Raw genomic sequence first — 26926 nt, forward strand, 5'->3', positions numbered from 1 at the left:
AATGTCGTTCCGCAGGCCTGGCTCACCCAGACACTCGAGCGCATAGCCAATGGTTGGCCCAGCAGCGATCTCGATGCACTCATGCCGTGGAATTACACGCGCTGAACGGTCTCAGCTTGCCGCTTACTGTTCACAACGAGACGGGCCTGACCTTCGGCCGCTGGCGACAGCAATTGCAGGTGATTGTCGCAATTCGAAGCCTTGCAGCGGGGGCGACGGTGCAGCAGGTTTCGGGGGATCTTGGATATCAATCCGTGTCTGCGTTCATAACCATGTTCAAGAAAGCGCTTGGCACATCGCCTGCCCGATATCTGGGAAATTTCGACCGCTGGACGTCAGAAAATACAGCGACACCTGAGAGGAGATAAAGCATGTTCACCCACGTCATGATCGGCAGCAACGACCTGGAGCGGGCCAGAAAATTCTACGATGCCGTCTTCACCGCTCTGGGCGGCAAGCCCGGCGCGATAGACGCGAGAGGCCGACTGATCTACGCCCATGAGGGTGGGCGGCTCATGATAACGAAACCGATCGACGGCAAGCCGGCGACTGCTGCCAACGGCGGAACGATCGGTATTGCGGCCGCAACCCCCGATCATGTTTTGGCCTGGCATGCCGCCGGCGTCGCGCATGGCGGCGTGGCAATCGAGAGCCCACCGACGGCGCGGCCGAACGGGGCGTTCGTCGCATATCTTCGCGATCCTGATGGAAATAAACTGACCGCGCGGACGCCTCCGACGACATGAGGCAGGCAGCCTCGCGCTCGGTTGGTTTCATGAAATGAAGCAAATCGGCGGTGGGTCCGGATGGGAACTTAATGGGCCATTTGCTCGCGCAGGCGGGGCGTGATCCAGTCCAGAAAGCGTCGCACTTTCATCGATAAGGGGTCGGCCGGCCCATGAATGACATTAACGGGCAGCGGTTCAGGTGCGAACTCGGTCAGAATTTCCTGCAGGGCGCCGGAACGTAGCTGATCGGCAACCTGGTAGGAGAGCACCCGGATGATGCCAATGCCAGACACAGCTGCCTGAATTGCGGCCTCTGTCGTGTTGACCGCAAGCCTGGGGCGGGGTTCGACGTTGAAGGTGGCCCCGTCGCGGCGGTAACGCACTTCGGGCGCAGTCGCGAAGCCCTGGAAACTTATACCGTCGTGCCGGGTGAGGTCGTCCGGGTCAAGCGGAACTCCTCGCCGGGTGATATAGTCCGGGCTGGCGCAGACGACCCGGCGGACTGTACCAACACGTGTTGCGATCAGCGCGCTGTCGGCCAGATGACCGATGCGCAGCGCGACGTCAACGGGTTCGTCCGCCAGACTTATCTGGCGGTCCGTCAGCGTCAGTCGCATGTCGATTTCGGGTTGCTCCTTCAGGAATTCCAGCACTATAGGCAGAACGTGGCGCTCCCCGAAAGCAATCGGCGCGGTCATATGGAGCCCTCCGCGCAGCGCGCCGTAATCGCCGCTGGCCTGCCGCTCTGCCGCGTCCAGTTCCCCCAGGATACGCCGTGACGCGGCGACGTAATTTCGTCCTTCATCCGTCAAGGTCAGGCCGCGGCGGGTACGCAGCACCAGACGTGCGCCAAGGTGTTTTTCGAGGTCGGCGACCTTGCGGCTGACCGTGGCGAGCGGCGCCTGCAATCGCCGTGCACCAGCCGAGAGGCTGCCGGCATCGACCACCGCAAGCAGTACTGACATCGCTTCGAACCGGTCCATTCTATCCTTCCATAAATTGAGAGGTAATCTCCTGAAATCGGAGGATACCGTATCGGTTTTGGATATCCTAGCTTTCATGATGTCGGGGACCTTCCCTCGTTGCCACATTAAGGAGAAAGACATCATGCCCAATCTTTCGCGTCGTGCCTTTGCCAGCGCGCTTCCTTTTGGTCTCCTCGGGGGAGGACTGATCCATAGCGCGCAGGCCGTCGCCGCAACACCGGAACCGGTCGCGACGCTGGCCAGCGTAACGCCGCTGGCGCAAATCCGCATCGGCCGCTTTACGGTGACGGCGCTGACGGATGGTTATGCGGATATGCCCTACAACTTTTTTCCCGGGCGTGACCCGGCCCAGGTAGAACAGGCGGCTGCCGCCCAGTTCATCGCCAGGCCAAGCGGAGTGCGGTTTCTGTTTAATCAGTATCTTGTCGATGATGGCCAACGCCGCATCCTGATTGATGCCGGTGCAGCGGGCTCGATCGGGCAAACCGGCAACCTGCCGCAAGCCCTCGCCAGGCTTGGTCTGCGGCTTGATCAGATTGATGCGGTGATCGTGACCCACATGCACCAGGACCACATGGGCGGGCTGATCGCCGGCGGCAGGAACAACTACCCGAACGCGGAGGTTTATATCGACCGGCGTGACGTCAAGCATTGGACCGACCCGGCCAAGCGTAGCGGCGCGCCTGATTATCTCCAGACCAGCTTTCAGATGGCAGAAGAGGTCGTGCGTCTCTACCCCGGACTCCAGGCGATCGACGGAGAGCGCGAAATTATGCGTGGCGTCTCGATTGTCGACCTGACCGGCCACACACCCGGTCACATCGGCGTTCGGGTGGAAGATGAGGGAAAGAGCCTCGTCATGGTTTCAGACATGATCTTCCCGGTCGTACATCCGGGAGCGACCGACGTGTTCTTTCTGTTCGAACAGGACCGGGCAGCGGCCAAGGCGATGCGCGATCGCTTCTTTCCTCGCGCCGCTTCGGAAGGCACGCTCATAGCCGCGACGCACATGCCGTTCCCGGGATTGGGTCACGTCGTTGTCGATCGGGGACAAATCCGCTGGCAGGTCGCGGACTGGGCTTTGCAAGACTGAGGCCGGTTTCGGCCGTCTGGAAAGGCAGATGGAAAATGAGCAAATATCTCGATATTGCCGCGACTCCTTCCGTCGCGGCCGCACAGGATAAGTATGGAAGTGCGGAGCAATGGGCGCGGATTGCCGCGCGTAGTGGCGCCGATGAAACGACCCGGAGCCAGCGCCTCGGTCCCGCAGAAACAGCCTTCATTCAAGAGCGTGAGGGTTTTTATCTCGCCAGCGTTTCGGAAACGGGCTGGCCTTACGTCCAGTATCGGGGCGGGCCGGCCGGTTTCCTCACCGTTCTCGACCCGACGCTGCTGGGTTTTGCGGATTTTCGCGGTAACCGGCAATACATCACGACAGGCAATGTAACAGCGAGTGACCGCGTCTCACTGTTCCTGATGGACTACGCGCACCGGCAACGCCTGAAAATCTTTGCCCGCATGCGGATCATCGACGCAGGAGATGATCCGTTGCTGGCAGAGAGGCTGACCCTGCCCGACTATCCCGCTCGTGTGGAACGTCTTGTGCTCATCGCCGTGGAGGCATTCGACTGGAACTGCCCCCAGCATATAACGCCGCGCTTTACACTTGCCGAGCTGAAGCGTTGGCGAATGGAGTGAACAGGGTTGCTACCCCGTTTTCAGGGCTTCGGGACTTTATCGAGCCGAAGGGGCGCTGGACATAACCTGCATCGTCCATCCCGCCGTGCGAAGGGGCGATCTGGTCAGGATCGGACTCATTGGGTATCCCGAGTTTATGCTACAGCCTTTGATCCGAACCGGAATTCTGTGCCCTTGCCTGGACATCCAGGGGGCACATTGGTGCCTCGTGCGACATTGAAGATCGGTCATGCGTGTCTCGGCCGGAGGCGTTTTTAAGTGAATGTCTAAATACTGAGATTAATGTTGACGATTGAGACAGTGGTGTGGTCTATTCTTCTTTTCGTCGTTAGGTCAAAAAGGGGAACAAAATGACCATGGACACCGCGTATCGTGAGGAAGTGACCTCATCGAGCCCGAGTGAAGTAGATGGAAAGGCAAAGAAGGCGATGCTGGGCGCCGCCATCGGTTATGCGATGGACGGGTTCGATCTGCTGATCCTCGGTTTTATGTTGAAAGCAATTTCGAGCGACCTCTCCCTGAGCCAGGGGCAGGCGGCATCGCTCGTCACCGCGACGCTTATCGGTGCCGTTATCGGGGGCGTTCTGTTCGGCATGCTGTCCGACAGACTGGGGCGCGTTAAGGTTCTGACCTGGACGATCGTGCTTTTTGCCGTTTTCACCGGACTTTGTGCCCTTGCACAGGGCTATTGGGACCTTCTTTTCTACCGTACGATGGCCGGCCTCGGCCTTGGCGGTGAGTTCGGCATCGGGATGGCTCTGGTGGCCGAGGCCTGGCCAGCAAACAAGCGCGCCAGGGCGTCATCCTATGTTGGCCTGGGGTGGCAACTCGGTGTCCTGGCAGCGGCGATTGTGACACCAATGCTCTTGCCTGTGATCGGGTGGCGAGGAATGTTCGCGATCGGGATTTTCCCGGCTGTCGTCGCCTACTTCATCCGGAACTCCCTGCACGAGCCCGAGGTTTTTGTCGCAAACAAAGCCAGAAAATCTACGAAATCCTCGCTGCGACTCCTGGTGGAAGACTGGGACACTACAAAACTCAGTATCGGGATGGCTATTCTCTGCTCGGTTCAGAATTTCGGCTATTACGGCGTGATGATCTGGCTCCCGAACTACCTTGCTACTCGGTTTGGCTTTGCGCTGACACAATCGGCGATCTGGACGACCGTAACGATTGCGGGGATGGCATTGGGCATTTTCATGTTTGGTCACATTGCAGACCGGATCGGTCGTCGTCCTGCCTTCTTCGGGTACATGTTCATGGCCGCGGTTATGGTCGTGATCTACTCGCAACTGACGGACCCATATGAATTGCTGGTGGCAGGCGCAGTTATGGGATTCTTCGTCAACGGAATGCTTGGCGGTTACGGTGCCCTTATCAGCGAGCTTTTTCCGACCCCGGCCCGCGCTACCGCACAAAACGTCCTCTTTAATGTCGGACGCGGCGTTGGTGGATTTGGCCCCGTCGTGGTTGGCACTATTGCGTCGTTCTACGGGTTTGAACTGGCGATTGCGCTGTTGGCGACGCTATACATTCTCGACATGGTAGCCATGTGGTTCCTGATCCCGGAACGGCGCGGACGTGAGCTTTCCTGACGATTGAGCGGGCAGCAACCCATGTAAATTCGAGGCCCTGCCGCAGAATGCGGCAGGGTGAACGTGACTGACGCCGCCCATGCGGCGTTGTCAGGAAGATATTGATTTTTCGCGGCGTAATTCCCGCCTGCCCATAACTGACAGGCTCCACGGTCGTCGCATCGGATGATCGCTTCACGGTATTTTGCCCGGGGGTCTAGAAGTTTAGATTTGTATAAATACCGTGCAGGCATTGTGGCATGTTGCTCCGATCCTTCTGGTATGCGAACGGTATCGCTCATGTATTAGTCTTTGAAAGTTGGCGGCGGCATCAGGATGACTGACGAAACTGCATATGACGATGTAATTCGGATCGACGAGATTGGTGCGCGATTGCAGGCCTATCGTATCGGTCACGGTCTTTCCCCGGAGGAAATGGCGAAACGTCTTGGCATTTCTCGTGCCGCCCTTTATCGCGCGGAAAAAGGGGAGATTCTCAAGATCGAGCTCCTCATCAGCATTACCAAGGTTCTGGGTGTTTCTATCCAGAGCCTCCTTGGCGTTGACATTGAATACATTGACACCGCTGGCTCCTTCTTTGAACGCATGCGTCAGCTCGAGGAGAAAAGCGAGCAGATCATTGGTTTCTTTGGTCCGATCTCTTATCTCCTGACATCCGAAGTGTACGACGAGATGCTTCAGGAGGTCTTTCTCGATACAGCTCCCATGGATGACGCAACCGAAGATGCGATCCGCCGGTTGATCGATACGTTAAAGGGACGGAAGAAAAACTACCGATTGCGCCGGCCCTTGCTCGTAAGCCTGATTGCCTCTTCAGATCTCGAGCGTTTTCTCCTCCATGGTCTGGTTGGTCGCCAGGATTTGCCGGAAGACGTTCAGAGGCGTCGCCGTGTCATGGCATGCCGGGAAGTACGCCACATAAGCAGCCTGTTTCGAAAGCAACCACTGGGTGTCCAACTGGGTATCCTTCCGCAATCGGTCCCTTCCACAAGCTTCCAGATTTTTCGTCAGGCCGATCACTCGGTGCTGGCCATCAGTCCGTTCCGTTTGGGAGAGCAGCCAAATATTCGCGTCGGCGTCGGTCTGATAACCAGCTCCCAGGATGGAGTACGACTGCATGAGGATATCTCACGTCAGATGTGGGAGCAGGCACTGAAAGCGACCGAAGCTGCGGACTTCATTGATAGTCTGATAGCGAAATACGGTGTGGATGACGACCAGTAGGGTCGAGTAAAACGTTGGGGTTTTCGATGACGTCAGAACCGCGCAGTTTCCTGCGTCTTGCAACACGGGAATTTGTTGAAGAAGATATATAGGAGTGCTTCTCCGACGGCTGATGGTCTGTGGAGCAGGTTCCGCAACTGCTGGGGTGCCCAGTCAAGGGAGAGGCCGTCCACAAATTGAGACGGCCCCCGGGGTCAGTTCAGCACAGCCGCGGCTGCCTGGACGGGATCCTCGGCGTTATAAATCGCGCGCCCGACGATGGAATAGGTGCCTCCGGCTTGCATAACCTCGTTGTGCTTGCCGCCCTGGGCTCCGACGCCGCAGCAAACGATGACCGCGTCAGGACCGATAATGTCTCTGATTTCTGCGATCCTGTTGGGTCTGTTGCCAGGTGCCTGGGTGCCGTAAACCCCCATGTCAGCAGCAAGACGGGCCATGTCGTTGGCAATTGGAGCAGTAAATAGTTTCCCACCCGGATTCGTCAGTTCCAGCTGGACAATGATACCCACCTTATCGCCGGCGGCCTCCATGCATTCCGAAATCCCGTCAGGGCCGACAAAGCCATGCACCATTACGGCTGAACCGCCATTGTCCGCCACGATTTTTACAATCTGCGCACTCGTATGCGGAACGTCAGCGACCTTGAGGTCAGCAAAGACGGGCTTCCCGTAACGGTCCGCCAGTTTGCCGATCGTTGCAGCGCCCTCACGCATTACCAGAGGGTTACAGACCTTGATAACGTCGACATATTCACTGATGACGTCGAGTACGCGGGCATTCTCGTCAAAAGAGGGCAGATCCGCCGCAAATATAAGACCGGTGCGTTTTACGCCAAGAAACTTGCTCATTATTGCAACTCCATTCTCGTGATCAGATCGTGAAAAAAAGCAAGGCCGGATTGCGCGTCGATCAGCCGGGATAGGGAGAATTCGCATTCCGCGTTCAGCGTCAGCAGTTCTCCGTCCGGGCCGTGCGCAACCAGCGCGGCGGGCTGCCTCAGTCGCAAGGTTCGCCAGCGATCTTCAAGCAGGAGGGCGGCGATCTCGTCGAGTGTCGTCGACCTTAGATGGCCTACGAGGTGGATACGGTCGGGCTCCTCCGCGCAGGGGCGTGGCTCTTCGATGACAAGGCGATCGGATCGATATAGCGTCATGGCCGAATCGTCTCCCCTGCGACAAAGTCTGCAAATACCTGGACGGCCTCTACAGCGCTACGGATCTCGTCTTCACGAGTGAACCGGCTGATGCTGAAGCGCAGGGTGCCGATGTTTCCCAATCCTAGTTCTTCGTGAATTGTCGGGGCACAGTGGAGCCCTCCCCTGGCGATTATGTCCTGGCTGCGCAGAAAGGGGATCCAGTCAGCTTCCGGTGAACCCGGCAGCTTGCAGGCGACGACGCCTGAACGCCTCTGATAGGGCCGCCGTCCAAGAGGCTCGATCCCGGGAACCGACAGAAGTCCACTCCACAGCATCTCGGTGAGGTTTTCGATCCGGCGACGAATGTCGTGAGCCCCCTCATTCTGCTCTTCAAGTGCTGCGCCCAGTGCAAGTATCGCCGGTAAATTCGGTGTGCCCACCTCCAAGAAATTCCCGCCAGTATCGCCGAGCGCGAGTTCAGCGGAGTTGCTGCCGGTACCGCCAAGAATAAACGGAACAAGCCTGCGGCGTGCTACAAGCACGGCCGCACCAGGCATTGAATGCAGATGCTTGTGAGCCGGAAATACGATGAAGTCCGCGTCATCCAGATCGTCAATGGGGCAAAAGCCGACCGATTGTGACGCATCCACCAGCACCGCCGCTTTCGGAAATCGCGAACGGATGCGTTTGATGAGCGTCGTCACATCATAGACAGAACCGGTGACATTACTGGTGTGGGTCAGGCAGACCAGTTTTGGCTCGTCAATGACGTCGAGGAAGAAAAAGTCGGGTTCCTCGTGAAGATCATGAATCCGGGCAACCTGCCAACTGAGACCCGGCATTCCGTTGAGTGTCCTCAGAACCGCATTGTGCGACCGGTTGTCGGTGACACAATGGTCTCCCGGACCGACATATCCCCGGATCACAGCATTAAGCGCCAGCGTCGCATCCGAGAGGAAAAAAAGATGCGTATGGTCCACACCTAACAGCGAGGCGATGCGCGCCCGTACCAGCTCGATTTGCGGCTCAGCGCTGTGACGCACGTCCGACGGTATCGATTGCAGTGCCGCGGAATAGGCCTGTACCGCAGAGATGGCTTTTGGATATCCTGTGGTGGCGTTGTTAAGGTAAACTGACATGATACACCGGCTGCGGAAAGGTGAAGGAGGGAACAGCTGACTGTGAAAAACGCTCCTGGAGATCACGCTCACAGTTGCGGCAGTTGACGCACAGCGCCGGATATTCCCTCCATATGTGCGGCATAGGGATGCGATCCAGCGCCCAGGCGGTGACACACACGGATGAATGGAAAAGCGGCACGAGGCCCTGTGCCTTTACGGCGGCGACAAAGGTATTGAAATCGTCGTCCAGCGGGCGCGCGGTGAGACTGGCGTGCACAGGATGAGTATAGGCGGAATCCTGCTGCTGCGTCGTTGTGTAGAGCATCCCGACACAGATCGCATCGGGTCGTTCGGCTTCCAGAATCCGGAGGACATGATCCAGATCCTTCAGCGTGGCAGGCAGGAATGGCTTCAGATACATGCACACGAACACACCGTGTTTGCGCGCCAGGGCGAAATTGCGAATTCGATCGGTGACAGGCGCAGCTCTTGGCTCGATTTTGTCGGCCTTGGCGAGTGACGAGAAAGAGGTGAAGAGCACGACCTGATTAGGGTAGGCATGGGTGCTGATCACCTCCAGCGCGGCCTCCGGAACCATTTCCTTCGTCGGGATCTGTACCGGATTGCCAAGCGAGAGCACAGCGCGCAGTACACAAAGGACCTTCTCTGTCGATCGTTCGTTCTTGAACGGTTCGGAATCCGGGCAGAGCGAGACGATCGTACCATTGCGGCCTGGCCGGAAGTAAGGGGACTGAAGCAAGGCTTCGGCGCTGTCTGAAAGTGCAGCATCTTCGATGAACACCTGGGATCCCGCTGGCGAGATGATGTAGCAATAGGAACAACCGCTACCGCAGCCGCGTGTCGTGATATTGATGAACACCCGGTCGCCCGGCTCATCGCCCTGATTGAGAAAATGGATGTGGTCTGGCAAAGGCATTCGCAACTCCTACGAGGCAGATGACCGACTGGCGGTCTGCAAGCAGTTCATGGATCAGGCGAATAGTGGCAAAGACGCCCTCAGAGCCCGCTCGATACGTGCGGACAGGTCGGACCAGTCAATCTCCGCGTGAGAAAGACAGAAGAAGGATGGGTGCCCCTGAAGGAGCAATATGCCGTGATCGGCAAAGATGCGTGGTATCTTCGCCCGCAGGCCGAGATTGTTTTCTACGCCTTCGCTGAAGCGTAATTCAAAGAGCGATCCCCCGAGTATCAGTTCGATATTGATCTGATCGCCAAGGCCAACGTCTGCCGCAGCGCTGGAGAATACATCGACGAAGCGCTCGGAAATTTCTTTAAACGTCGAATACCCGTGCAGCGTGCTCATGAGTTGATGCGTCGCCGAGGCGGCGAAGACGCCCAGAAGCTCCTTGCAATAGGTACCGCTGATCTTGGCTTCGAGGTAATCGATGGACATGGATGGCGGGCCGACGAGCAAGGAGATCGGTGCACCGTTTCCGATTGCCTTGCCAAGCACGACGTAATCCGCGTCAAGACCCACTGCGGCGAGCGCTCCCATGGGTGAGACCCGTCCTGCGGTTTTTGTTTCGTCCGCCACGACTTGAACGCCACGTTCGCGGCAGAGGGCAATCGCCTCGGAGAGATGTGCCGGCGACATCAATGACAACTGGTAGGCGTCAAATAACAGCGCAGCATAGGTATCGGGCGTATCGTCAAGAATCTGCCGCAGGCTGTCAATCTGCAGGTCAATCCAGTTGACCACGGGTTCGCTCTCGCTCATCCCGCGAGTGAAAGAATTGGGGCGGATTTCACTTCGGTGGGGTGATGAAAGCCGCTCGTGCCATCGTGGACTGTTGCCGATCTGTGCGTCGTGCCAGCCTATATAGCCGCAGCGGATCAGACCTTTACGGCCGGTCTGCTTGCACGCCAGCCTCGCGGCTGCGGTCATGGCGTCAGAGGAGTGCTTGAAATAGCCGACGCTGTGGTTTTGATAGGCGTCAGGCAGAAAGGTTTCAAGAAAATCGACGTGTTGCTCGGCATAACCCGGGAAGTGTATTGCGCCAGCGACCTTCTGCTGGAGAACACTTGTAAAATCAGCTCGCGCATGGCCCAGCACTACCGGCCCAAAACCCAGGATAAAGTCGTAATAATTGCGGCCCTTGGTGTCTGTGACAAGCGCACCACTACCCTCCCTAAAGAGGATCTCCTCCCCGTTTGACAGAAAAAATTGACAAACACCCGATGTTGCAAGCCTTACCATGTCACTCCCTCAATGTGAGTAGATCTCCTGTTGCGTCATCAGGCGAAGCTTGCCTGGTGGACGCGCGGTAAATGTCCAGCGAAAATCTTGCCGAAGGCGCGAGATCCGCGGCGCTGAATGCGCGCGGATCAACCAGATGGAAGCCGCTATTCTTTGTCGGTTCGGTAACTGTCAGGAGCCCGGAGCGCCACCGGCAGATATAGGAGACGACAATCCAGTTCGCGGCAGTTCCCGGCGCTCCTTCCCGTTCATGCTGGAGGCGCACGTGAGAAAATCGATCGATTTCAATTACGGCCGCTGTTCCAACTTCTTCCTCGATTTCCCGATGCAACGCGTCGCGAAATCGCTCTGCGTTGTTGCATTGCCCCCCAATCCCTTCGAGGAGGCCAATATTGTCGCGGCACATCGGTCCCCTCTTGATAAGAACCGCTTGCCCTTCGTCGTTCAGAACAAGTCCTTCAACTGCAAAATTGGTTATACTCATGTCGCGCCGTGAGCAGGCCACAACGAGTTCGGCAATGTCCGCGGGTTCCGGGAAGGATAAAAGTGTGGGCATCAGCGCCCCTGCTCCTGCAGGAAGCGAGCTGAACGGGCGAAGTCGGCGATTGTCTCGCGAAGTCGATCCCGGTCGGGCCCTGCTGAAAGAATTGACCGGGACACCGTAGGAATTACCCGTGATGCACTCGACCCGAACATTTTATGTGCGTCCTGCATCGTTGCTCCCTGGGCACCAATACCCGGGGACAGGAAAAGGGATCGGGGCAGCGCATCCAGAAGTGTCGCAGTTTCGGCTCCGCCCGTGGCGCCGACGACTGCGCCAACTGGCCCGATAGTGGCCTCATTTTCCAGTGCGTCGTTCCAGGCCGTGACCGACGTCGCGACGTCATGAGCAACACTGCGCCCCTGCGTCAAGGCGGCTTGAATGGATGTACCTTCTGGATTGGACGAACGGACCACCACAAACACGGCCGTCTTCGTCGAAGCCGCCTGCCGGTATAGCGGCGATAGCGCCGAGGTTCCCAGATACGGGCTGGCGGTGACCGCGTCGGCACCGAAGGCGCTTTCGGGCCCAAGCCAGGCTCTCGCATAGGCTTCCATGCTCGAACCGATGTCTCCGCGCTTCGCATCAGCGATAACCAGCAGGTCCCGCGACTTCGCGTCGCGTATGAAACGAGAAAGCACTTGCATGCCTTCGGGGCCAAAGGATTCGAAGAACGCGACCTGGGGCTTCACGATACCAGCCAACCCGTCAAGTGCATCAAGAAGGACGCGACAGAGCTGCGCTGCGCCTTTTGCGTCGGGCGTAAGCCCCCAGGATTGAAGGACCGTGGTTGACGGGTCGAAGCCGACGCAGAGTGGCGACACATTTTTGGCGGTCTGCATAAAGCGCGCGGAAAAGCTGGTGGATGACATGAATACCCTTTGTCGTCATTTCGTCTTAATAATGAGATTATTTTCATATCAAACTCAAGCTAAAAATTGTCGTTTTTAATTTCTCGCCCGGTGTTTCCCTAGCGAATTATCCACCTAAGTGAATGTTAAATATATATATTATTGAAACTTTTATTTTTCGATTACCCTTGTTTTTGGTGCTGTTCGCGTGGAATTTAGTATCTTGCGCGTCTCAATAAATGTACTAATGTCATAAAATTCACGATCAGGGTTCGCCGTTGTGCGACGGCGTGGAGGAAACGTGGCTCTTTCGCCATTCCTGTTCCGTGGATTCGGGAGACCTGAGAGCAGCCACTTTGAAGCGGCGTTCAAAAGCAATTGGATCGGTGTTTGAGCAGAGAACAGGAGCGGGAATTGGCCAAAATTGTAATACTCAACCGGGTTGATCCGGAGCGCATCCGGTACGATCAGGTAATCGACCATGATATCCATGAGGTGACCTACATCGGTCAGTTCCTCGACGGGCCGATGCATGCGCGAGCAAAAATCATCGCCGCCAAACTATCCGACCTTCATCCGGATTCTCTGCCGTCGCCGGTTGAGGAGGCATGCGCGAGTTGCGACTGCCTGATTGCCCGGGGCGAGCGCGACCTCATTCTTGCCGCCCAAATCCGTGAACGGTTCAATATTGCCGGTGACACGGTTGCAAAAGTGCTCCCGATCCGCGACAAACTGACAATGCGAATGTCAGTCTGCGGGTCGACCATCAGGCAGCCCGCGTTCTGGTCGCTTGCGAAATACAAGCGCATGAGTGGACAGATACCGCTCGATCAGAAGCTGGTACTCAAACCGCGACTTGACGCAGCCAGCAACGGTATCTGGATCGGCTCACGAAAAGAACTTGATGCCCGCGTTCAGCCCCTTCGTGAGGCGGACTGGCTCGTCGAGGAATATATCCCGGGCGACATCCTTCATCTCGATGGGCTTTTGCAAGGAGGAGAGCTGGATATCCTGCAAACGTCTAAATACGTCAACACGTGTTTTTCCTACGCGGCTGGCTCAGCTCTTGGCTCAACGCAAGTCGAAAATCCTGAATGGGCGAGCACGGCTGTAATAGAGCTGTCCCGTCTGCTCAACTATTCCGACGGAGGATTTCACCTTGAAATGATTGTCGACGGCAATGGTCAGCCACATTTTCTGGAATTCGCAGGGCGCATTGGTGGCGCCTATATCGCCGAAGCCTTCGAGTTGAAGACCGGAGTCAATCTTCACCATGCGGATCTGCGTTGCGCGCTTGGTGAAACTGCAAACATTATTCGCGGCAGGGGCGTCGAAGACATGTTTGGGTGGTTTCTGTTCCCTTATGGCGCAAACCTCCAGTGCGGCTCGGTCAGGCAGACCTTTGGTGACCAATTCGTCCGGTGTCTGATCAATACGCGCCCCTCCAGACCGGATGTTCCTTCCTATAGTGAAGTCCATTCGCCGTTTTGCGGGATCGTGCGCAAGCAGTCGTCCTGCGAGGACGTCATTCATGCAGTTGTCCGTCACGTGACCGCAGTACCCGTGGCCAGCGCATCCTGAACCGGGAGAAATTCATGACGAACGAAAAATCGATGTCCCGTCACACTCAACCCTGGGAAAAGCGGTTTGCGGGCAGAGCCAGGAACATGCATGCGTCGGAGATCCGGGATCTGTTTGCCTTGCTGGGAAAACCTGATGTCATCTCCTTCGCGGGTGGATTTCCCGACGCTGATCTTTTTGCCTCTTCCCGGTTTCTTGACGGCTATCAGAAATACCTTCGGGACTGCCCGGAGGTCTCCCTCCAATATTGCGCAAGTGAAGGTTATCTGCCGCTGCGACGCTGGATCGCCGGCTTCATGCACCGACAGGGCGTCATCTGCAGTTCAGACAACATCCTGATTACATCCGGCGCCCAGCAGGCCATCGAGTTTCTTTCCCGTCTCTTTCTCGAAAAAGGCAGCTCCGTTGCGATCTCAAAGCCGAGCTACCTCGGTGCACTGCAAATCTTCGACGCTTACGAACCCCACTATCGCTTTTTCGAAGCGAAAGGGGAATCTGCAGGGTCCCCTGGCCCATGCGTCTATGACGCCAGCTCCTTGAAGCTCATCTACGCCAATCCTGACTTCTCGAACCCGACCGGTGAAACGATGGAAACATGTGCGCGGCGGCGGCTGCTTGCCCTTGCACGCGATAATGACATTCCGCTGATCGAGGATGCAGCCTACAGCGCATTGCGATACGAAGGAAGCGCGCTTCCTTCAATGATGCAGCTCGATATCGAGGAATGTGGCTCGATCGAAAACTCTCTTGTCGTCTATTGCGGCAGTTTCTCAAAGACAATGACACCCGGCATGCGGATCGGCTGGATCTGTGCTGCGAGCCCCCTCATCCAGAAGCTGGTGTTGTTGAAGCAGTCAAGCGACCTCAACAGTTCGACCATCAACCAGATGGTAATGCACCGCGTTGCCGCTGAAATGTTTGACGAGTGTGTGCTTGCCTCGCGGAATGCCTACCGGCTAAGGCGCGACAATCTGATCAGTGCGCTCGAGCAATACATGCCTGAAAATGTCAACTGGCAGAAACCTGAAGGCGGCATGTTCGTCTGGCTGACGCTTCCGGACGGTCTCGATGCCAATGCTCTGCTTGCAAAGGCGATTACCCTCGAAGGCGTTGCTTTTGTTCCTGGGCGTCCCTTCCATCCCGATGGTTCGGGCCGAAATACGCTTCGCCTTTGCTTCACCTCCTGCCCACGGGAGCGTGCGCGGGAAGGCATCAAAAGACTGGGCCGCCTGATCACCCACGAAATGGCAAGCCCCGATTCAATCATGCCGCCGGAAGTGATACCCGTTTCCGGTCTCTGAGAAGAGCTTTTAAGGCTTGCGGTGCAGGCGAGGCATTCACGGCCTGGCAATTGTCGGGATTTTTGATGATTGAGAGTTGTACTGTCCCGGGTTCAGACGACGACGGGACAGAAACCCGGGCCGGCAAGGAGCGACCGGGATGCGAAGGCCTGGAGGTCACACCTTGTCGGCTTTCTGCCGTTTCTCCAGATGAGGTCGCTGCTCGTCCGATACCGTCGGTTCAGGAGAAACCGGGGCCGGACGCCTCGGTTCTGGCAGGCGAGCGCGGGAATGAAGATGCCGTTTTACGGGAAGCGCTTCAAAGGCGCGGTCCGGCAGCTTCGGCAGGCATCTTTCGTCTTGTCGTCAGGCCGGAAGCGGGTGCCGCCAGCTGCCATACCTGACGAAACACCTCTTCCCTTTCTGCTTGTGCCGCCACGATGTTCAGCTCAGGTGCCAGGCTCCTGAAGTTTTCCATAACCCGGTTGATGGTTTCGATTGAGTTTTCTTCGAGCTTCAGCTTTTCGCCATCTCGGGCCAGCAGCCGTTCCCTTACAATCTCCGCCTTGACGTCGAGATAGATCGCACAATCCGGCCGGGGAATCCCCTGATTGATCGCAAGAATGAACCCGGGGTCGATCCCCCTGCTCCAAAAGAAGGCGACAGAAGAGAATACATAGCGGTCGCTTATGACGGTCTGCCCACGGGCAAGTGCAGGCAATATGACGTTGCTGCAGTGCTGAATCCTGTCGGCTGCCGCAAACAAAGCGAGTGCACGTACGGTTTCGGGCGTGCCGCCATTGTTCAGGAATTGCTGGACCAGTTCGCTCTGGCGATACCAGTCAGACGGCTGGCGTGTCAGGACGACATCATGGCCGAGTTCAACGAACCGCCTTTGCAGGAGTTCGATCTGGGTTGTTTTGCCGGCTCCGTCGAAGCCCTCGACTGTGATTAACCTTCCAGGCCAGCCTGTTTGCGCCCAGGTGAAGGAACGAGTTTCAGTCATGTGGGTCTCTTTCTGTGGTTGCCTGCCCAAGGGCAGCGCCGCCGGGGCGGGTGAAGGTGGTCGTGAGATAAATTGCTGCTGCAATCACGGCGACACCCAGGCCCCAGGAGACATAATGGGTGTGCACGCTTTCCACCCCCGTCAGTGCCGGCATTGAAAACACTATCAGTCCGAAGGCGCTGGTGACCGCTTGGGTATGTGTGCGGACCCTGCCGATCGATTCCATATCAGCCAGCTCGATCATTCGGCCGTCACACAGGATCTTCGAGAACGAGAACGCAAAGCCCATCAGAAGATACAAACCCGCGACCGAAATGGAGTTCAGTGAAAACGATATGGTGGCGGTAAAAAGTCCCAGGGCGACAATGGAAAGATACTCGAAACCGCCCAGACTGGTCCTTTTCAGCGAACGCGCGACACAAGCCGCAGCCGCGATGCCGCCGACCGACCAAAGTGCGTCTATCAGCCCATATAGCTCGCTGCCGCCGTCAAGTTCGTGTTGCACCAGGAGCGGTAGCATTACATTCGACAACTGACCGATAGAGGTGCTCAGTCCGATCAGCAGAGCCAGTCGGCCAAGTTCTGGCTCGCGCACGAAAAACCGATAGCCTTCCCGTATCTGCGCCACATAGCCCTTCCGGGCACTCGCCGGTGGGCGTGCGTCCGGCAGACCGAGCAGGCAGGCTACGACGAGAGCGCAAAGAGCGGAGCCAATGATGAAGCCCGCATGAACCGGCAGCAACATCAGAGCGCCACCCCCAAGGCCTGCTCCCGCAATCATTGATCCCTGCCGCAGGCCGTTGGCGATAGCGTTGGTTCGCTTGATGTCGCCCGTGCCGACGATGGACTTTTGTATAGCGTCGAGCGCTCCGCCCTGAAGGAGCCCCGCTGCGGCAATGCAGGCGGCTATGAGAAGGATCATCGCATAGCGTGGCTCATAACCCAGTAAATGTGCAAACGACGGCGTTGCCATGGCGCACCCGAACAACGTCTGTCCAAATATTGCCAGTCGTTTTCGACTCCGCCGGTCGATCAGGGCCCCCACGCTCGGCGCCAGTACTACGTTCATGAGATGACCAACCAGAAATGCGATGCCCACGAGCGCAACCGACCCCCCGACCTGCGCCGATGACCACCCAAGGGTAACCACCCATAGGCCCCGGGTTATTCCAGCAAGCGTTATCGCTGTAAAATAGCGGGAAATTAGAGACACATGGTTCCTCATATTGTGGAAAAATCTCAAAATTGATATCTTACAGAAATTGTTCGCGCAACATCAATTTTGAGGTGTTGCAATACCAAGGCGAAGGATGCGCCCAATCCGCGTTGGTTTTGGTGATTATTTGAGAAAAATGGCTAAAATTTCTGCTTTGTCCGGCTTCTTGTGATGCGCCCACGTCGCTCGCACCCGAATTTTTGGGTGCTAAGGCTCTATTGACAATGAGAAACGTATAAATAATGATACATTAGTCGTGTTCGTAGACCAAGCAGGTGCCAAATGAATCTTATGCCAGCCTCGCCATCGACATTTTCCTTCCTGGACGGTCACCTGCGCATAGATCGCGATGAAATACTGGATCGCTGTCGGCCAGCTGATGGCGATATCGTCATTTTATCAGGGACCCTTGTGGAGGGTATCGGGAACAAGCACTCTGACATCGACGTCTACGTCATATGCGACGCGCTTCCGCCGGTCCGGCACACGGGCGACCACAGCTTCTTCATTGAACAGAATGGCGGACTGCGCACTTTCGTTGACTATATTCGTGAAGATGGCATGGCTTTTGACGTCGAATATTATACTCGCGCCGAGGTCGAGGCGATGAAGGACGATGTTCTGTCACTGTACCAACTGGCACGTCGTGGAACGAAGACCTTGCGCAAAAAGCTTCCACTTTCGTCGGAAGATGCGCTACACAAGATGCAGGTAGGCGTCACAGTCACGGGCAGCAGCGAATTCGGGCAACTGTTTCCTTCGGACTTTTGGGAGAAACTCTCCTTCGTCCAATACCGTAATCGGACCGGTGGCTACCCCGAATTCAAAGATCTGATGGGGACTTGGGGCTCCGGCGACTTCGATACCAGCCTCCTTGTCTGTACCATGTTTTTGATGGATCAGGCGGCCGGACTTTGCCATCTCGCGGGGAGTACCAACGCCAAGCCCAAATGGGTTATGCAAAACCTGAAGCGCCTGCCGGAACCGTTGCGTCCGTTGGGTCAGGAAGTTATTGCCTGGTACGGTTCCGCCGGCAGCACAATGCCCGACAGAAAGGCAGCGGTGCTGGCAGCCTGTGAACTGATGACCAGAATCTATGAGGCGAATACTGCACTGCTAAACGCCAGCAGCGATATCTTCTACTCAGCTGAGGAAGCCCTGCGCCTGACGCAGGAGGAATTCATGCGAGAACCCTTCCACGATCCTCAGACGATCCTGGAGTTTGAATTCCGCCGGCTGCTTTTCAATGCCGGCACACGTTCGGTGCGGGAATTCCTCGTCCAGGACGTATAACTGGCAACAAGGTCCCATGAACGGCGGCGATCAGAAAAAGGCGTTATAGCAACAAGCCAACACGCGGGTTGCTACATCAGTGTGCGATCAGCATTAAGGTCCAGGAGCCTGTAGAAACGTCGTCGCCATCGGGTTCCAGCGGTGCAGTGGGTTGGCCACATCGCCAGGCTGCTGTTCCAGGCGGCTTCTGTATGACTCCGGGAATGGCGGGATTGATGTGGATGCGAGAGACCCGAGCGGAGGACCGTGTGTGGTGATGCCAGCAGGATCGTCCTATCCGCTTTCAATTGAATGTCCACACGCGCATATACGTCAACAATGGCGTCATTTCGCGGACCCCGGTTACATCCGGGCATTCATTGACAGGCGACGGAAGATGGCGGAACAATCTGTTCCTCAGGATGATTGAAACCTGCCAACCAGGCGGCGTCTGATCAATTCGACTGTCTCATAAAAGGCCCAGCCAATCAGGGACAGAAGGATGACCATACCGATTACAACGGGTGTGTCACTGTTTTCCTGACCGGATGACAGAAGATGGCCGATCCCTTCATTTGCGCCAATCAATTCGCCGATGACAGCTGCCGTCATTGCAAGCGTTGTGGCGACTGCCATGCCTGCGAGGGCCGACGGTAATGCAGTTGGCAATTCAATGTGGCGGAACCGCTGCCACGGACTTAACCTGAGCACCGTTGCGAGGTCGCGAAAGCTGCTTTCGCCGTAGCGCAGGCCGGTCATCATGCCGGACATGACCGGAAAGAACGTGACGATCGCAATCAGAACGATCTTCGGTGCCGGCCCGATGCCCAGCCACAGAAGTAAAAGCGGTGCGATCGCGATTTTTGGCGCTGTCTGCAGGAGCAGAACGAGTGGCGTGGCAAGACGCTCGAGCCGGGGCAGTCGGACAAAGACTGCGCCGGCACAGACGCCGGCAAGCGTGCCGAGCGTGAACCCCGCGATAATTTCAGACAATGTCACCCATATATGCCGCCCGAGGCTGGCGTTTTTGTACAGGAAACCAAATCTGTGGAACACGTCCACAGGCTCGGGCAAAAGAAACGCCGGCACGTCGAAGAGATAGATGATCGCTGTCCAAAGGAAGAAAGTTGCGGTCAGACCCGCCACGCCACGTAGAAGCATTCTTATTGACCGATCGTATAGGGGTCGATGACGAAATTGGCGGCTTTGGGGGGGCTGTCGATCACCTTGTATTGCGCCAGGATGTCGGCATTCTTCTGCCAGCCCGCCATGTCAGCCGCGCCAAGACCCTTTTCTCTCGTAAGGGTGCTCTGCCAGACGGAGGGCACGAAAGTCTGTTCAAACGCTGTGGTCAAAATGGGCTTTTGTTCCCTGGGCCAGGTTGGGGCGTATTTTTCAAGCGCGATATCAATTGCCTCAGACACATGGCCGTCTATTACCCATTGGTACGACTGGGTGATTGCGGTGGTAAAGCGCCTGGCAAGATCGGCGTTTTCCGAAAGTTTCCTGTCGCTCGTAACCACCACGTTGCCGAAGGAGGGCAGGAAGTCGTTGGACAGTATCATGCTGACCTTGGTGCCGTCGGCCTCCAGATTGTATTTGCGCAGTTCAGAAAAGACTATGGCATCGACCTGATCAGCCTGTAGCGACTGGATGATCGCCCCTGTCGCCACGACTTCGACTTCGACGTCGTCAAGTGTCAGACCGGCGCGTTGCAAGCCAACCTGAAGCTGGAGGTAGTTCGGGCTGGCAAGGCTGGTCACGGCAACCCTCTTGCCTTTCAGGTCCCTGTAAGATCTGATACCGCTTTCTTCCTTCGCCAACAGCGCGCCGATACCACGCTGATAAGTGGTGTGGATCACCTTGACCGGCAGACCGTTAGCCGCAGCGGCAACGACCGCATCACCGTTCGGAAAGCCAAAATCGACATTCCCGGCAGCAATGTTGGTGAGAATGTCAGCCGCAGCGGCGTAAATGAATTCCACCTTGATGCCGTTCTTTTCGAAAATTCCGTTCTCGACGCCCGCGTAAAGGGGGGCGTAAAACGGTGCGGCAGCACCGTCGATCTGCAGGATCACCTTGTCGGCAGCGCTCGCCGTCATGGCAACAAGTGGAGAAATAAAAACAGCAATAAGACCGGCCGCGGCCGTGCTGGAAATTTTGAACATCGTTTGACCCTCGGTTGTTTACGGTCTGGAGAAAGCGCGCCCTGCTATGCGCAGAAGATTTCGCTGGGTAGGCTCGTAATCGTCGAGCCATTCATCTGTGGCGCGATTTCCGTGAATTCCGAGGAGGCAACCGGTTTCGAGTCCGATTGCACTTCCGACCGTCAAAAGGATCTCGCTTTCCATTTCGACGCCAATCGCACCCAGATCCTGGAAGTGGCCGACGAAATTTCCACACACGTCCCGACCGTCGTCGACAGGCCGGTAACGGCGGTCCTGGCCCAGATAATAGCTGTCAGTCGACGCAACCGTGCCAGTGCGACAGGTGATGCCAAGTTCGCAGGCAGCATCGACCAGGCCAGTGACGAGACGCGACGACGCCTTGGCCTCGCCGCCCGCCATACGGTACGTGCGCGCGGAGCCTGTATCGCCGATCGCCCGGTCTACGGCAATGAAAGAGCCGGGCACATGTTGCGCCACCAGCGCCGACATGCCTCCGATACGCACGACCTTTCTGGCGCCGAGCATGGCAAGTTCCACCAGTGCGATTTCAGTCGAGGGGCCGCCAATGCCGGTGGAGCATATGGTCAGTCTCCGGCCTTCGTACGTGCCTGTTATGACGGCAAACTCGCGCTTGCGACCGAAATCGGTGACGTCCTCCATCATGTCGGCGAGTAAGCGGACACGGTCCGGATCGCCAGGTGTCAGAACATTCTCTGCAATGTCGCCGGGTCCACAAGGCAGATGCGGTGGCCTGCCGTTGTTCCAGGGAAAGGCGGCGCTTGTCATTTCCTTGTCCCCTTCCACGAGAGAAGCCGGTTTTCCAGCGAGGACAAGACGACATGCATCACAAGACCGAGTGCGACGGTCAGCAGAACGGCAGCAAAGAGCAGCGGCGTCTTGTAGGTAGCGGCGGCATAGGTCATCAGGTATCCAAGTCCGAGCTTTCCCGACATCCACTCGGCCAGCACCGCACCGACCAGCGCCTGTACCGCGCCGATCTTCAGGCCGACGAAAATCTCCGGCAGGGCCGACGGAAATTCGATCTGCACAAACCGCTGGATTTTGCCGAGACCCAGAAGTGTCGCAAGGTCCCTCATTTTTGGATCGAGCGTGCGGAACCCTGACAGAGCGCCAATAAAGACCGGGAAAAACACAAGCGAGAAAATAAGGATGATTTTGGACAGAACCCCAAAGCCGAACCACACGATGAAGAGGGGCGCGAGCGCAATTTTAGGTGCTGTCTGAAGGATAACGAGCGGGCCGTCCAGCCAGACCGCAAGTTTCGGAAAACGTGTCATCGCGTAGGCCAGGGCGATACCGGCGATCAGGCCCAGGAAGAGCCCGAGTACGATGTTCTGGACGGTGAAGCCGAGATGCAGCAAGAGATCACCGTTGATCGCAATGGCGACCAGTGCACCCCAGGTGCGCGCCGGAGAGGGCAGAAGATAGGCAGGCATTGCCATCGGACCAGTAGCAAGCCACCAGAGTGCAAGCAGCGCTGCCAGTGACAGGACATAGTCAATGCAGGCGGTGACGTGCCTGGCCATTAATGCGGCTCTCCGTCACGGGTTTCGCCAGGCGTACGCAAATCGCGGCGGAGCCGGGCGACGAGTGAGTGGTAGGCGGGGTCGAGTTTCGTTTCTTCGCCGCGCGGTCGCGCGAGATCGACCTCATGGATAAATTTCAGCTTGCCCGGGCGCGCGGTCATCACCATTACCCGGTCAGCGAGATAGACGGCTTCTTCGACGCTGTGGGTAACCAGCAGGATTGTTTTTCCGGTCGCCTGCCAGATCCGCAGCAGTTCGTCGTTCAGCGTGTCTCGTGTCAGCAGATCGACCGCGGAGAACGGCTCGTCCATCAACAGGATCGGCGGATCATCCGATAGCGAACGGGCGATTGCCGCGCGCTGACGCATTCCACCCGATAGCTCGCGGGGCAAAGCGCCCTCGAAGCCGGAAAGGCCCACCATTTTGATCAGATCGCGTGCAATCCTGTCCGCCGCAGCGCGCGAAACGCCTGCAGTGTCGAGGGGAAACCGGACGTTTTCGAGGGTCGTTTTCCAGGGAAGAAGAACCGGTTCCTGAAAAACGAAGCCTACCGGGCGCTTATGGCCGGCAGTGTCGAGCCTCATGGTGCCGCCGCTTGGGTGGTCAAGACCGGAAATCAGGCGGAGGAGCGTCGATTTCCCGCAGCCTGAAGGCCCAACGATCGAGATGAATTCGCCTGGCCTGATGTCAATGGTTAGCGGCTCCAGCGCAGTCACCGTCCCGTGGTCAGCGACAAACGTCTTGTGAATGCCTGCGATATCGATCATCGGCCCGGATTGCGTCACCCTGAATCTCCGTATCCCGAAACAAGAAACCGGCGTCGCCCCGACGGCCCTGTCTGTCAGTTTTCCTCGCGCAAATGGAAAGGTTTCACAAAAAGTTTCACAAAGCAAGCGATGTTCTCAAAGATGAGACGTGTATCAATGTCATGATTTTGGCCAAAATGATTTCGGTGCCGACAGGCCAGACAGCACTTCACTCTCGGTGGATTTGCACTGAAGTCGCCTGGAGGCGCACCTTTGTCTGATTATTAATGCGATAAATCTCAATTTTGAGAATTGTATTGACTGTTCGGGCGTTGAGGACATATGTTCTGTTTTTGAACGCAGGAGTGCCCATGACACTTTATCGCCTTATCGCTCGACGCTGATCTGAGTTTCGGTCGCGCGATGCCGTTCCGTCTGCGTACTTTCCTCTCTGTCGATGCTTGCCTCAACAGCGGACTTAGCCGCTGGAGGGCCGCCCGTCTTTTCCCGGATTCACACATGTCAGCCAGTCTTTGTGCCTTTCCAGCTTCTGCTCCCCTTCCACCTCATCGATCCATTCATGAGGTTGAGACGATCATAAAACGACACGAACCGGTAAACGGTCAGTACCGCCTGATTGTCCTCTCGGCCCCCGATTCAGTGCTCGATTGCCGGCCGGGCCAGTTCTTTCACATTCTTTGCCCGCAGACGGATCAATTCCAGCCATTTTTCCGTCGACCGATGAGCATCTACTCTTATGACCTGGAAGAAGGAGAGCTAGCCTTCCTCTACAAGGTGGCTGGTGCAGGTACCCGTGCGCTGTCTGAACTGAAGGCAGGCGACACGCTCGATATCGTCGGCCCGATTGGCCAGGGTTTCGAATTAAAGGCTGAATGGCAACGGCCTCTTCTTCTGGCGCGGGGTGTAGGGCTGGCGACGCTTGCACCGCTTGCCATGGAATGTGCGTACACGGGGCGGCGACTGACCGCTATTTGCAGCGCTCGCTCTCCCGAGCTTCTTATGTCCACAGACCTGTTTCACGCCTATGGCGCGGAAGTCATCACCGTTACCGATCTGGAAAGCAATTCCGGTGTGGAGAGCCTGACACCGCTAATCGACAAGCTGGTCAAAAGCCACCAGGTCGATTCGCTCTTCACCTGCGGGTCGGCCCGCCTGATGCGCATGTTGCAGGACATCGCTACCAGACATGGTATCGGGGGGCAGGTTGCACTGGAGCAGCATATGGCGTGCGGCATTGGCATGTGCCAGGCCTGTGTAAGACCCTTCAAGCGTTCGGCAGAGGCAGTCAATCTCAGGGTCTGCCGTGAAGGCCCTGTCTTTGACCTCGATGAGGTGCTGTGATGACAGATATTTCCACGCGGATCGGAACTCTCTCGCTAAAAAACCCGATCATGCCGGCGTCCGGCACATTTTCCGAAGAATTGGCAGATGTTTTCGACCTGGACTGCATTGGTGCGCATGTGACCAAGACCATCACCCGTGAAAGACGTTCAGGCAACCCTGTGCCACGCGTTTGTGAGATCAGTGGTGCAATGCTGAACTCGATCGGGATACCAAGCAAGGGGGCAGGCTGGTTTGTCAGGAACACAATTCCTTTCTACTCGCAGTATGAGGCGCCTCTTGTCGTCAGCATATCTTCGGGAACGGCAGACGATTTTGCCCGGTTCGCCGAGGAGATCAGCATTCCAGGTGTCGACGCGATCGAGATCAACATTTCCTGTCCCAATATTGAAGATCATGGCAAGGCCTTCGCCATGCGCCCCGGTTCGACCGAAAACGTGATTCGGAAAATTCGTGACGCAACCGATCTGCCGCTCTGGGCAAAGCTGTCGCCTAATACAGGTGAAGTGGTGGAAGTGGCTCAGGCAGCCGAAGCGGCAGGTGCCGATGCACTCGTCGCGGCCAATACCATGCTCGCGATGGCCATTGACAGCCGCACCGGCGAGATCCGGCTTGGCAATGTTATGGGCGGCCTGTCCGGCCCGGCCATAAAACCAATCACGCTGCGCATGACATATCAATGCGCTAACGCGGTTTCCATCCCTGTAATCGGTTGCGGGGGTATCTCTACGGTTGACGACGTCATCGAATACCTGATGGCCGGCGCACGTGCCGTTCAGGTGGGCACCGCCACTTTTATCAGCCCCAATACCATGCCGCGTCTTGTTCGCGAGCTCGAAGCTGCGCTCATTGCCCGCGGCCTCGCCAGTGTGGATGCATTGATCGGCACTGCAAAACTTGCCAGAGAAACGATCGCTCTTGCGGAGTATATCTGATGCCTGCAACCCTTGCGAACATGGGCGAAATCAACGACCTGTCCGGCACGGCTGTCCATCTGTTCAGGCAGGTCGCCATGCAATCAGCCGATCTCGAAGGCGTCAGTCGACCCGCGTTCTCCGATATCGAAACCGGTACGCTGCAGTTCCTGATGGATTTTGCCCGTGCTGAAGGGCTGGCCGCTGTGTGGGATGAGGGCCGCAACGTCGTATTCTCGCTACCCGAACATCAGACGGCCGATCGCTTTGTGTTGTGTGGTTCACATGTCGACAGCGTTCCTCGCGGAGGGAATTTCGACGGACTGGCCGGGGTTCTGTCAGGTATCATGTGCCTGGTTCGCGCCAAGCGGGAGGGCAACAGTTTCTCCCAGCCGGTAAAGGTCATTGCCATGCGCGGCGAGGAAAGCGCATGGTTTGGTCCCTGCTACGTGGGGTCCAAAGCCCTTCTTGGCGTTCTTTCACCGGAGGAACTTGCCGCAAGACATCGAGGTGACGGACGCACGCTGTCCAACCATATGGAAGCCCTGGGTATCGACATGGAGCCGATTTGCGCCGGCAGACCGATTATCGACGCGAAACGTGTGAGCGCCTATCTCGAGGTCCACATCGAGCAGGGGCCTGTTTTGGTCGAACGCAATCTGCCGACAGGGATCGTGTCGGGTATACGCGGCAATTTTCGTTACAGAAAAATCGCTTGTTACGGCGAGGCAGGTCATTCCGGGGCGGTTCCCCTCGCCTACAGACACGATCCGGTGCTCGCCATGGCGGAACTTCTCAACGTTCTTGATGCCGCATGGCATGAATTTGTTGCCGCCGGCCGTGATCTCGTCATAACCAGTGGTATGGTTTCAACAGATCAACAGAAACATGCACTGACCCGGATCCCCGATTTTATAGAGTTCAGTCTGGATATTCGCAGCCAGGATAGCGAGATGCTTGACAGTATGCATTCGTTTGTTCTTGCCCAGATCGCTCGTATCGAGCGCGAGCGCGCGGTTCGTTTCGATACCGGTGAAGCTTTATGGACGAGTCCGGCGGTCTGCGATGAGAAACTCATCGCTCACCTGGGGGAGGCCACCAGGGCGACAGGTTCACCCGTTTGCCTGCTTGCATCAGGTGGCGGCCATGATGCGGCGGTGTTCTCGGAAGCGGGAATTCCATCCGGTATGATCTTTATCCGCAATCGCAACGGATCACATAATCCGCAAGAAGCGATGGCAATCGAGGATTTCGACGTCGCGACGGACATTCTCTATCAGCTTCTGATCAACCCGATTGCATTACCTTCGAGGGAGCTCTCCCCTCGGGAAAGAGAAAAGGCGAAGAATCCCATGTTTAAAATGATTACCGATATCATCCGGGAAAAAGGCAACGGCTCTCGGGCTTATCACAGCGCCGCAACCGTGGCCCGGAAGGCCGCGCTGGCGGATCCCGAGCGGGCTGCTGGTTATTTCATTCTTGCGGTGGCGGCCCAGGAGTTCGCCGATCTGCATTATGGCGAGGCCACGCAGGCGGATGTTTTTGACCGCGAACTGGACCGCTTCCAAGACGCCGTAGACACGCTTGATCAAGCATTTGGGGGCTCGGACGCAGACCAGAAGCTGAAGGCTATATCAATGATGGCAATACATTTTATTGCGGGAGAGCAAGGCCAACAGCTTTGAAAATGCCATCTCGCCTGTTGCGCTTTTGGGTGATCGGGGATTGCTCCAGGAG

Annotated in this window: 27 protein-coding genes and 1 pseudogene; 13 read left to right on the forward strand and 15 right to left on the reverse strand. The window is 56.9% G+C overall.

From position 1 onward, the window contains the following. The 3 genes and pseudogenes from ASB65_RS27150 to ASB65_RS07755 all read left to right on the forward strand — a co-directional run. Positions 1-105 (forward strand): transposase domain-containing protein (locus tag ASB65_RS27150; protein ID WP_155643904.1); only part of this gene is annotated, 105 nt, incomplete at its 5' end. Positions 106-128: 23 nt separating this feature from the next. Next, a pseudogene (locus ASB65_RS28110) lies at positions 129-368 on the forward strand (helix-turn-helix domain-containing protein); the annotation flags it as partial. 3 nt (positions 369-371) lie between these two features. Then, positions 372-746, forward strand: a complete 375-nt coding sequence (locus tag ASB65_RS07755) for a VOC family protein (protein WP_060723534.1) — start codon at positions 372-374, stop codon at positions 744-746. 68 nt (positions 747-814) lie between these two features. Here the strand turns inward: ASB65_RS07755 and ASB65_RS07760 are convergent, their stop codons facing one another. Continuing rightward, positions 815-1711, reverse strand: coding sequence for a LysR family transcriptional regulator (locus ASB65_RS07760; protein WP_060723535.1), 897 nt, complete (start codon positions 1709-1711; stop codon positions 815-817). 124 nt (positions 1712-1835) lie between these two features. Between ASB65_RS07760 and ASB65_RS07765 the strand changes: the two genes are divergently transcribed. From ASB65_RS07765 to ASB65_RS07780, 4 genes are all read left to right on the forward strand, one after another. After that, the gene (locus ASB65_RS07765; protein ID WP_060723536.1) at positions 1836-2807 is read left to right on the forward strand and encodes an MBL fold metallo-hydrolase; all 972 of its coding nucleotides are present in this window, start codon (positions 1836-1838) and stop codon (positions 2805-2807) included. Between the two features lie 35 nt (positions 2808-2842). Continuing rightward, a complete protein-coding gene (locus ASB65_RS07770) occupies positions 2843-3412 on the forward strand; it encodes a pyridoxamine 5'-phosphate oxidase family protein (protein WP_060723537.1) in 570 nt (189 codons plus the stop codon). 350 nt (positions 3413-3762) lie between these two features. Then, positions 3763-5007: an MFS transporter gene (locus ASB65_RS07775; protein ID WP_139786544.1), complete on the forward strand. Its 1245-nt coding sequence runs from the start codon at positions 3763-3765 to the stop codon at positions 5005-5007. Positions 5008-5322: 315 nt separating this feature from the next. Next, positions 5323-6231, forward strand: coding sequence for a helix-turn-helix domain-containing protein (locus ASB65_RS07780; protein ID WP_060723538.1), 909 nt, complete (start codon positions 5323-5325; stop codon positions 6229-6231). Between the two features lie 194 nt (positions 6232-6425). Here the strand turns inward: ASB65_RS07780 and pyrF (ASB65_RS07785) are convergent, their stop codons facing one another. The 7 genes from pyrF (ASB65_RS07785) to pyrF (ASB65_RS07820) are packed head-to-tail and all read right to left on the reverse strand — an operon-like array spanning position 6426 to position 12118. After that, complete coding sequence (pyrF, locus tag ASB65_RS07785; RefSeq protein ID WP_060723539.1) at positions 6426-7079, reverse strand: orotidine-5'-phosphate decarboxylase; 654 nt, start codon at positions 7077-7079, stop codon at positions 6426-6428. Beyond that, the gene (locus ASB65_RS28490; protein ID WP_060723540.1) at positions 7079-7384 is read right to left on the reverse strand and encodes a hypothetical protein; all 306 of its coding nucleotides are present in this window, start codon (positions 7382-7384) and stop codon (positions 7079-7081) included. Before ASB65_RS28490 ends, pyrF (ASB65_RS07785) begins: the two co-directional genes overlap by 1 nt. After that, the gene (locus ASB65_RS07795) at positions 7381-8505 is read right to left on the reverse strand and encodes an aminotransferase class V-fold PLP-dependent enzyme (RefSeq protein WP_060723541.1); all 1125 of its coding nucleotides are present in this window, start codon (positions 8503-8505) and stop codon (positions 7381-7383) included. Before ASB65_RS07795 ends, ASB65_RS28490 begins: the two co-directional genes overlap by 4 nt. Further along, complete coding sequence (locus tag ASB65_RS07800) at positions 8489-9424, reverse strand: radical SAM protein (RefSeq protein ID WP_060723542.1); 936 nt, start codon at positions 9422-9424, stop codon at positions 8489-8491. Before ASB65_RS07800 ends, ASB65_RS07795 begins: the two co-directional genes overlap by 17 nt. 54 nt (positions 9425-9478) lie before the next feature. Next, complete coding sequence (locus ASB65_RS27155) at positions 9479-10705, reverse strand: aminotransferase class III-fold pyridoxal phosphate-dependent enzyme (protein WP_080868774.1); 1227 nt, start codon at positions 10703-10705, stop codon at positions 9479-9481. Between the two features lies 1 nt (position 10706). Further along, a complete protein-coding gene (locus ASB65_RS07815) occupies positions 10707-11261 on the reverse strand; it encodes an NUDIX hydrolase (RefSeq protein WP_060723545.1) in 555 nt (184 codons plus the stop codon). After that, on the reverse strand, positions 11261-12118 hold the full coding sequence (gene pyrF / locus ASB65_RS07820) for an orotidine-5'-phosphate decarboxylase (protein WP_060723546.1): 858 nt from the start codon (positions 12116-12118) through the stop codon (positions 11261-11263). Before pyrF (ASB65_RS07820) ends, ASB65_RS07815 begins: the two co-directional genes overlap by 1 nt. 393 nt (positions 12119-12511) lie before the next feature. Between pyrF (ASB65_RS07820) and ASB65_RS07825 the strand changes: the two genes are divergently transcribed. Then, entirely contained in the window at positions 12512-13678 is a 1167-nt protein-coding gene (locus ASB65_RS07825; protein WP_065694995.1) for an ATP-grasp domain-containing protein, read from the forward strand. Positions 13679-13692: 14 nt separating this feature from the next. Further along, positions 13693-14979, forward strand: a complete 1287-nt coding sequence (locus ASB65_RS07830; RefSeq protein ID WP_060723548.1) for a PLP-dependent aminotransferase family protein — start codon at positions 13693-13695, stop codon at positions 14977-14979. Positions 14980-15277: 298 nt separating this feature from the next. Here ASB65_RS07830 and tmk read toward each other — a convergent pair whose 3' ends face one another. Next, positions 15278-15964, reverse strand: a complete 687-nt coding sequence (tmk, locus tag ASB65_RS07835) for a dTMP kinase (RefSeq protein ID WP_060723549.1) — start codon at positions 15962-15964, stop codon at positions 15278-15280. Beyond that, on the reverse strand, positions 15957-17189 hold the full coding sequence (locus ASB65_RS07840) for an MFS transporter (protein ID WP_060723550.1): 1233 nt from the start codon (positions 17187-17189) through the stop codon (positions 15957-15959). Before ASB65_RS07840 ends, tmk begins: the two co-directional genes overlap by 8 nt. A 273-nt stretch (positions 17190-17462) precedes the next feature. Between ASB65_RS07840 and ASB65_RS07845 the strand changes: the two genes are divergently transcribed. Continuing rightward, positions 17463-18473 carry a hypothetical protein gene (locus ASB65_RS07845; RefSeq protein ID WP_060723551.1) on the forward strand — a complete coding sequence of 337 codons (1011 nt, stop codon included), beginning with the start codon at positions 17463-17465 and terminating at the stop codon, positions 18471-18473. Between the two features lie 396 nt (positions 18474-18869). On the opposite strand, the gene ASB65_RS07850 is transcribed toward ASB65_RS07845, so the two are convergent. From ASB65_RS07850 to ASB65_RS07870, 5 genes are read right to left on the reverse strand one after another with little or no spacing between them, the layout of a single operon-like run. Continuing rightward, positions 18870-19613, reverse strand: coding sequence for an ABC transporter permease (locus ASB65_RS07850; protein WP_060723552.1), 744 nt, complete (start codon positions 19611-19613; stop codon positions 18870-18872). Positions 19614-19615: 2 nt separating this feature from the next. Next, on the reverse strand, positions 19616-20620 hold the full coding sequence (locus ASB65_RS07855) for an ABC transporter substrate-binding protein (RefSeq protein ID WP_060723553.1): 1005 nt from the start codon (positions 20618-20620) through the stop codon (positions 19616-19618). Between the two features lie 18 nt (positions 20621-20638). Further along, the gene (locus ASB65_RS07860; protein WP_060723554.1) at positions 20639-21406 is read right to left on the reverse strand and encodes a nucleoside phosphorylase; all 768 of its coding nucleotides are present in this window, start codon (positions 21404-21406) and stop codon (positions 20639-20641) included. Further along, positions 21403-22167 carry an ABC transporter permease gene (locus ASB65_RS07865; protein WP_060723555.1) on the reverse strand — a complete coding sequence of 255 codons (765 nt, stop codon included), beginning with the start codon at positions 22165-22167 and terminating at the stop codon, positions 21403-21405. Before ASB65_RS07865 ends, ASB65_RS07860 begins: the two co-directional genes overlap by 4 nt. Then, positions 22167-22952: an ABC transporter ATP-binding protein gene (locus tag ASB65_RS07870; RefSeq protein WP_198927600.1), complete on the reverse strand. Its 786-nt coding sequence runs from the start codon at positions 22950-22952 to the stop codon at positions 22167-22169. Before ASB65_RS07870 ends, ASB65_RS07865 begins: the two co-directional genes overlap by 1 nt. A 480-nt stretch (positions 22953-23432) precedes the next feature. Between ASB65_RS07870 and ASB65_RS07875 the strand changes: the two genes are divergently transcribed. The 3 genes from ASB65_RS07875 to ASB65_RS07885 are packed head-to-tail and all read left to right on the forward strand — an operon-like array spanning position 23433 to position 26874. After that, a complete protein-coding gene (locus ASB65_RS07875; protein ID WP_065694994.1) occupies positions 23433-24275 on the forward strand; it encodes a dihydroorotate dehydrogenase electron transfer subunit in 843 nt (280 codons plus the stop codon). Beyond that, on the forward strand, positions 24275-25210 hold the full coding sequence (locus tag ASB65_RS07880; RefSeq protein WP_060723557.1) for a dihydroorotate dehydrogenase: 936 nt from the start codon (positions 24275-24277) through the stop codon (positions 25208-25210). The genes ASB65_RS07875 and ASB65_RS07880 overlap by 1 nt, the downstream gene beginning before the upstream one ends. Further along, positions 25210-26874 carry a Zn-dependent hydrolase gene (locus ASB65_RS07885; RefSeq protein ID WP_060723558.1) on the forward strand — a complete coding sequence of 555 codons (1665 nt, stop codon included), beginning with the start codon at positions 25210-25212 and terminating at the stop codon, positions 26872-26874. Before ASB65_RS07880 ends, ASB65_RS07885 begins: the two co-directional genes overlap by 1 nt. Positions 26875-26926: the final 52 nt, after the last annotated feature.

This window comes from Agrobacterium tumefaciens str. B6 (genome assembly GCF_001541315.1).
In the GTDB taxonomy this organism is placed as follows: domain Bacteria; phylum Pseudomonadota; class Alphaproteobacteria; order Rhizobiales; family Rhizobiaceae; genus Agrobacterium; species Agrobacterium radiobacter.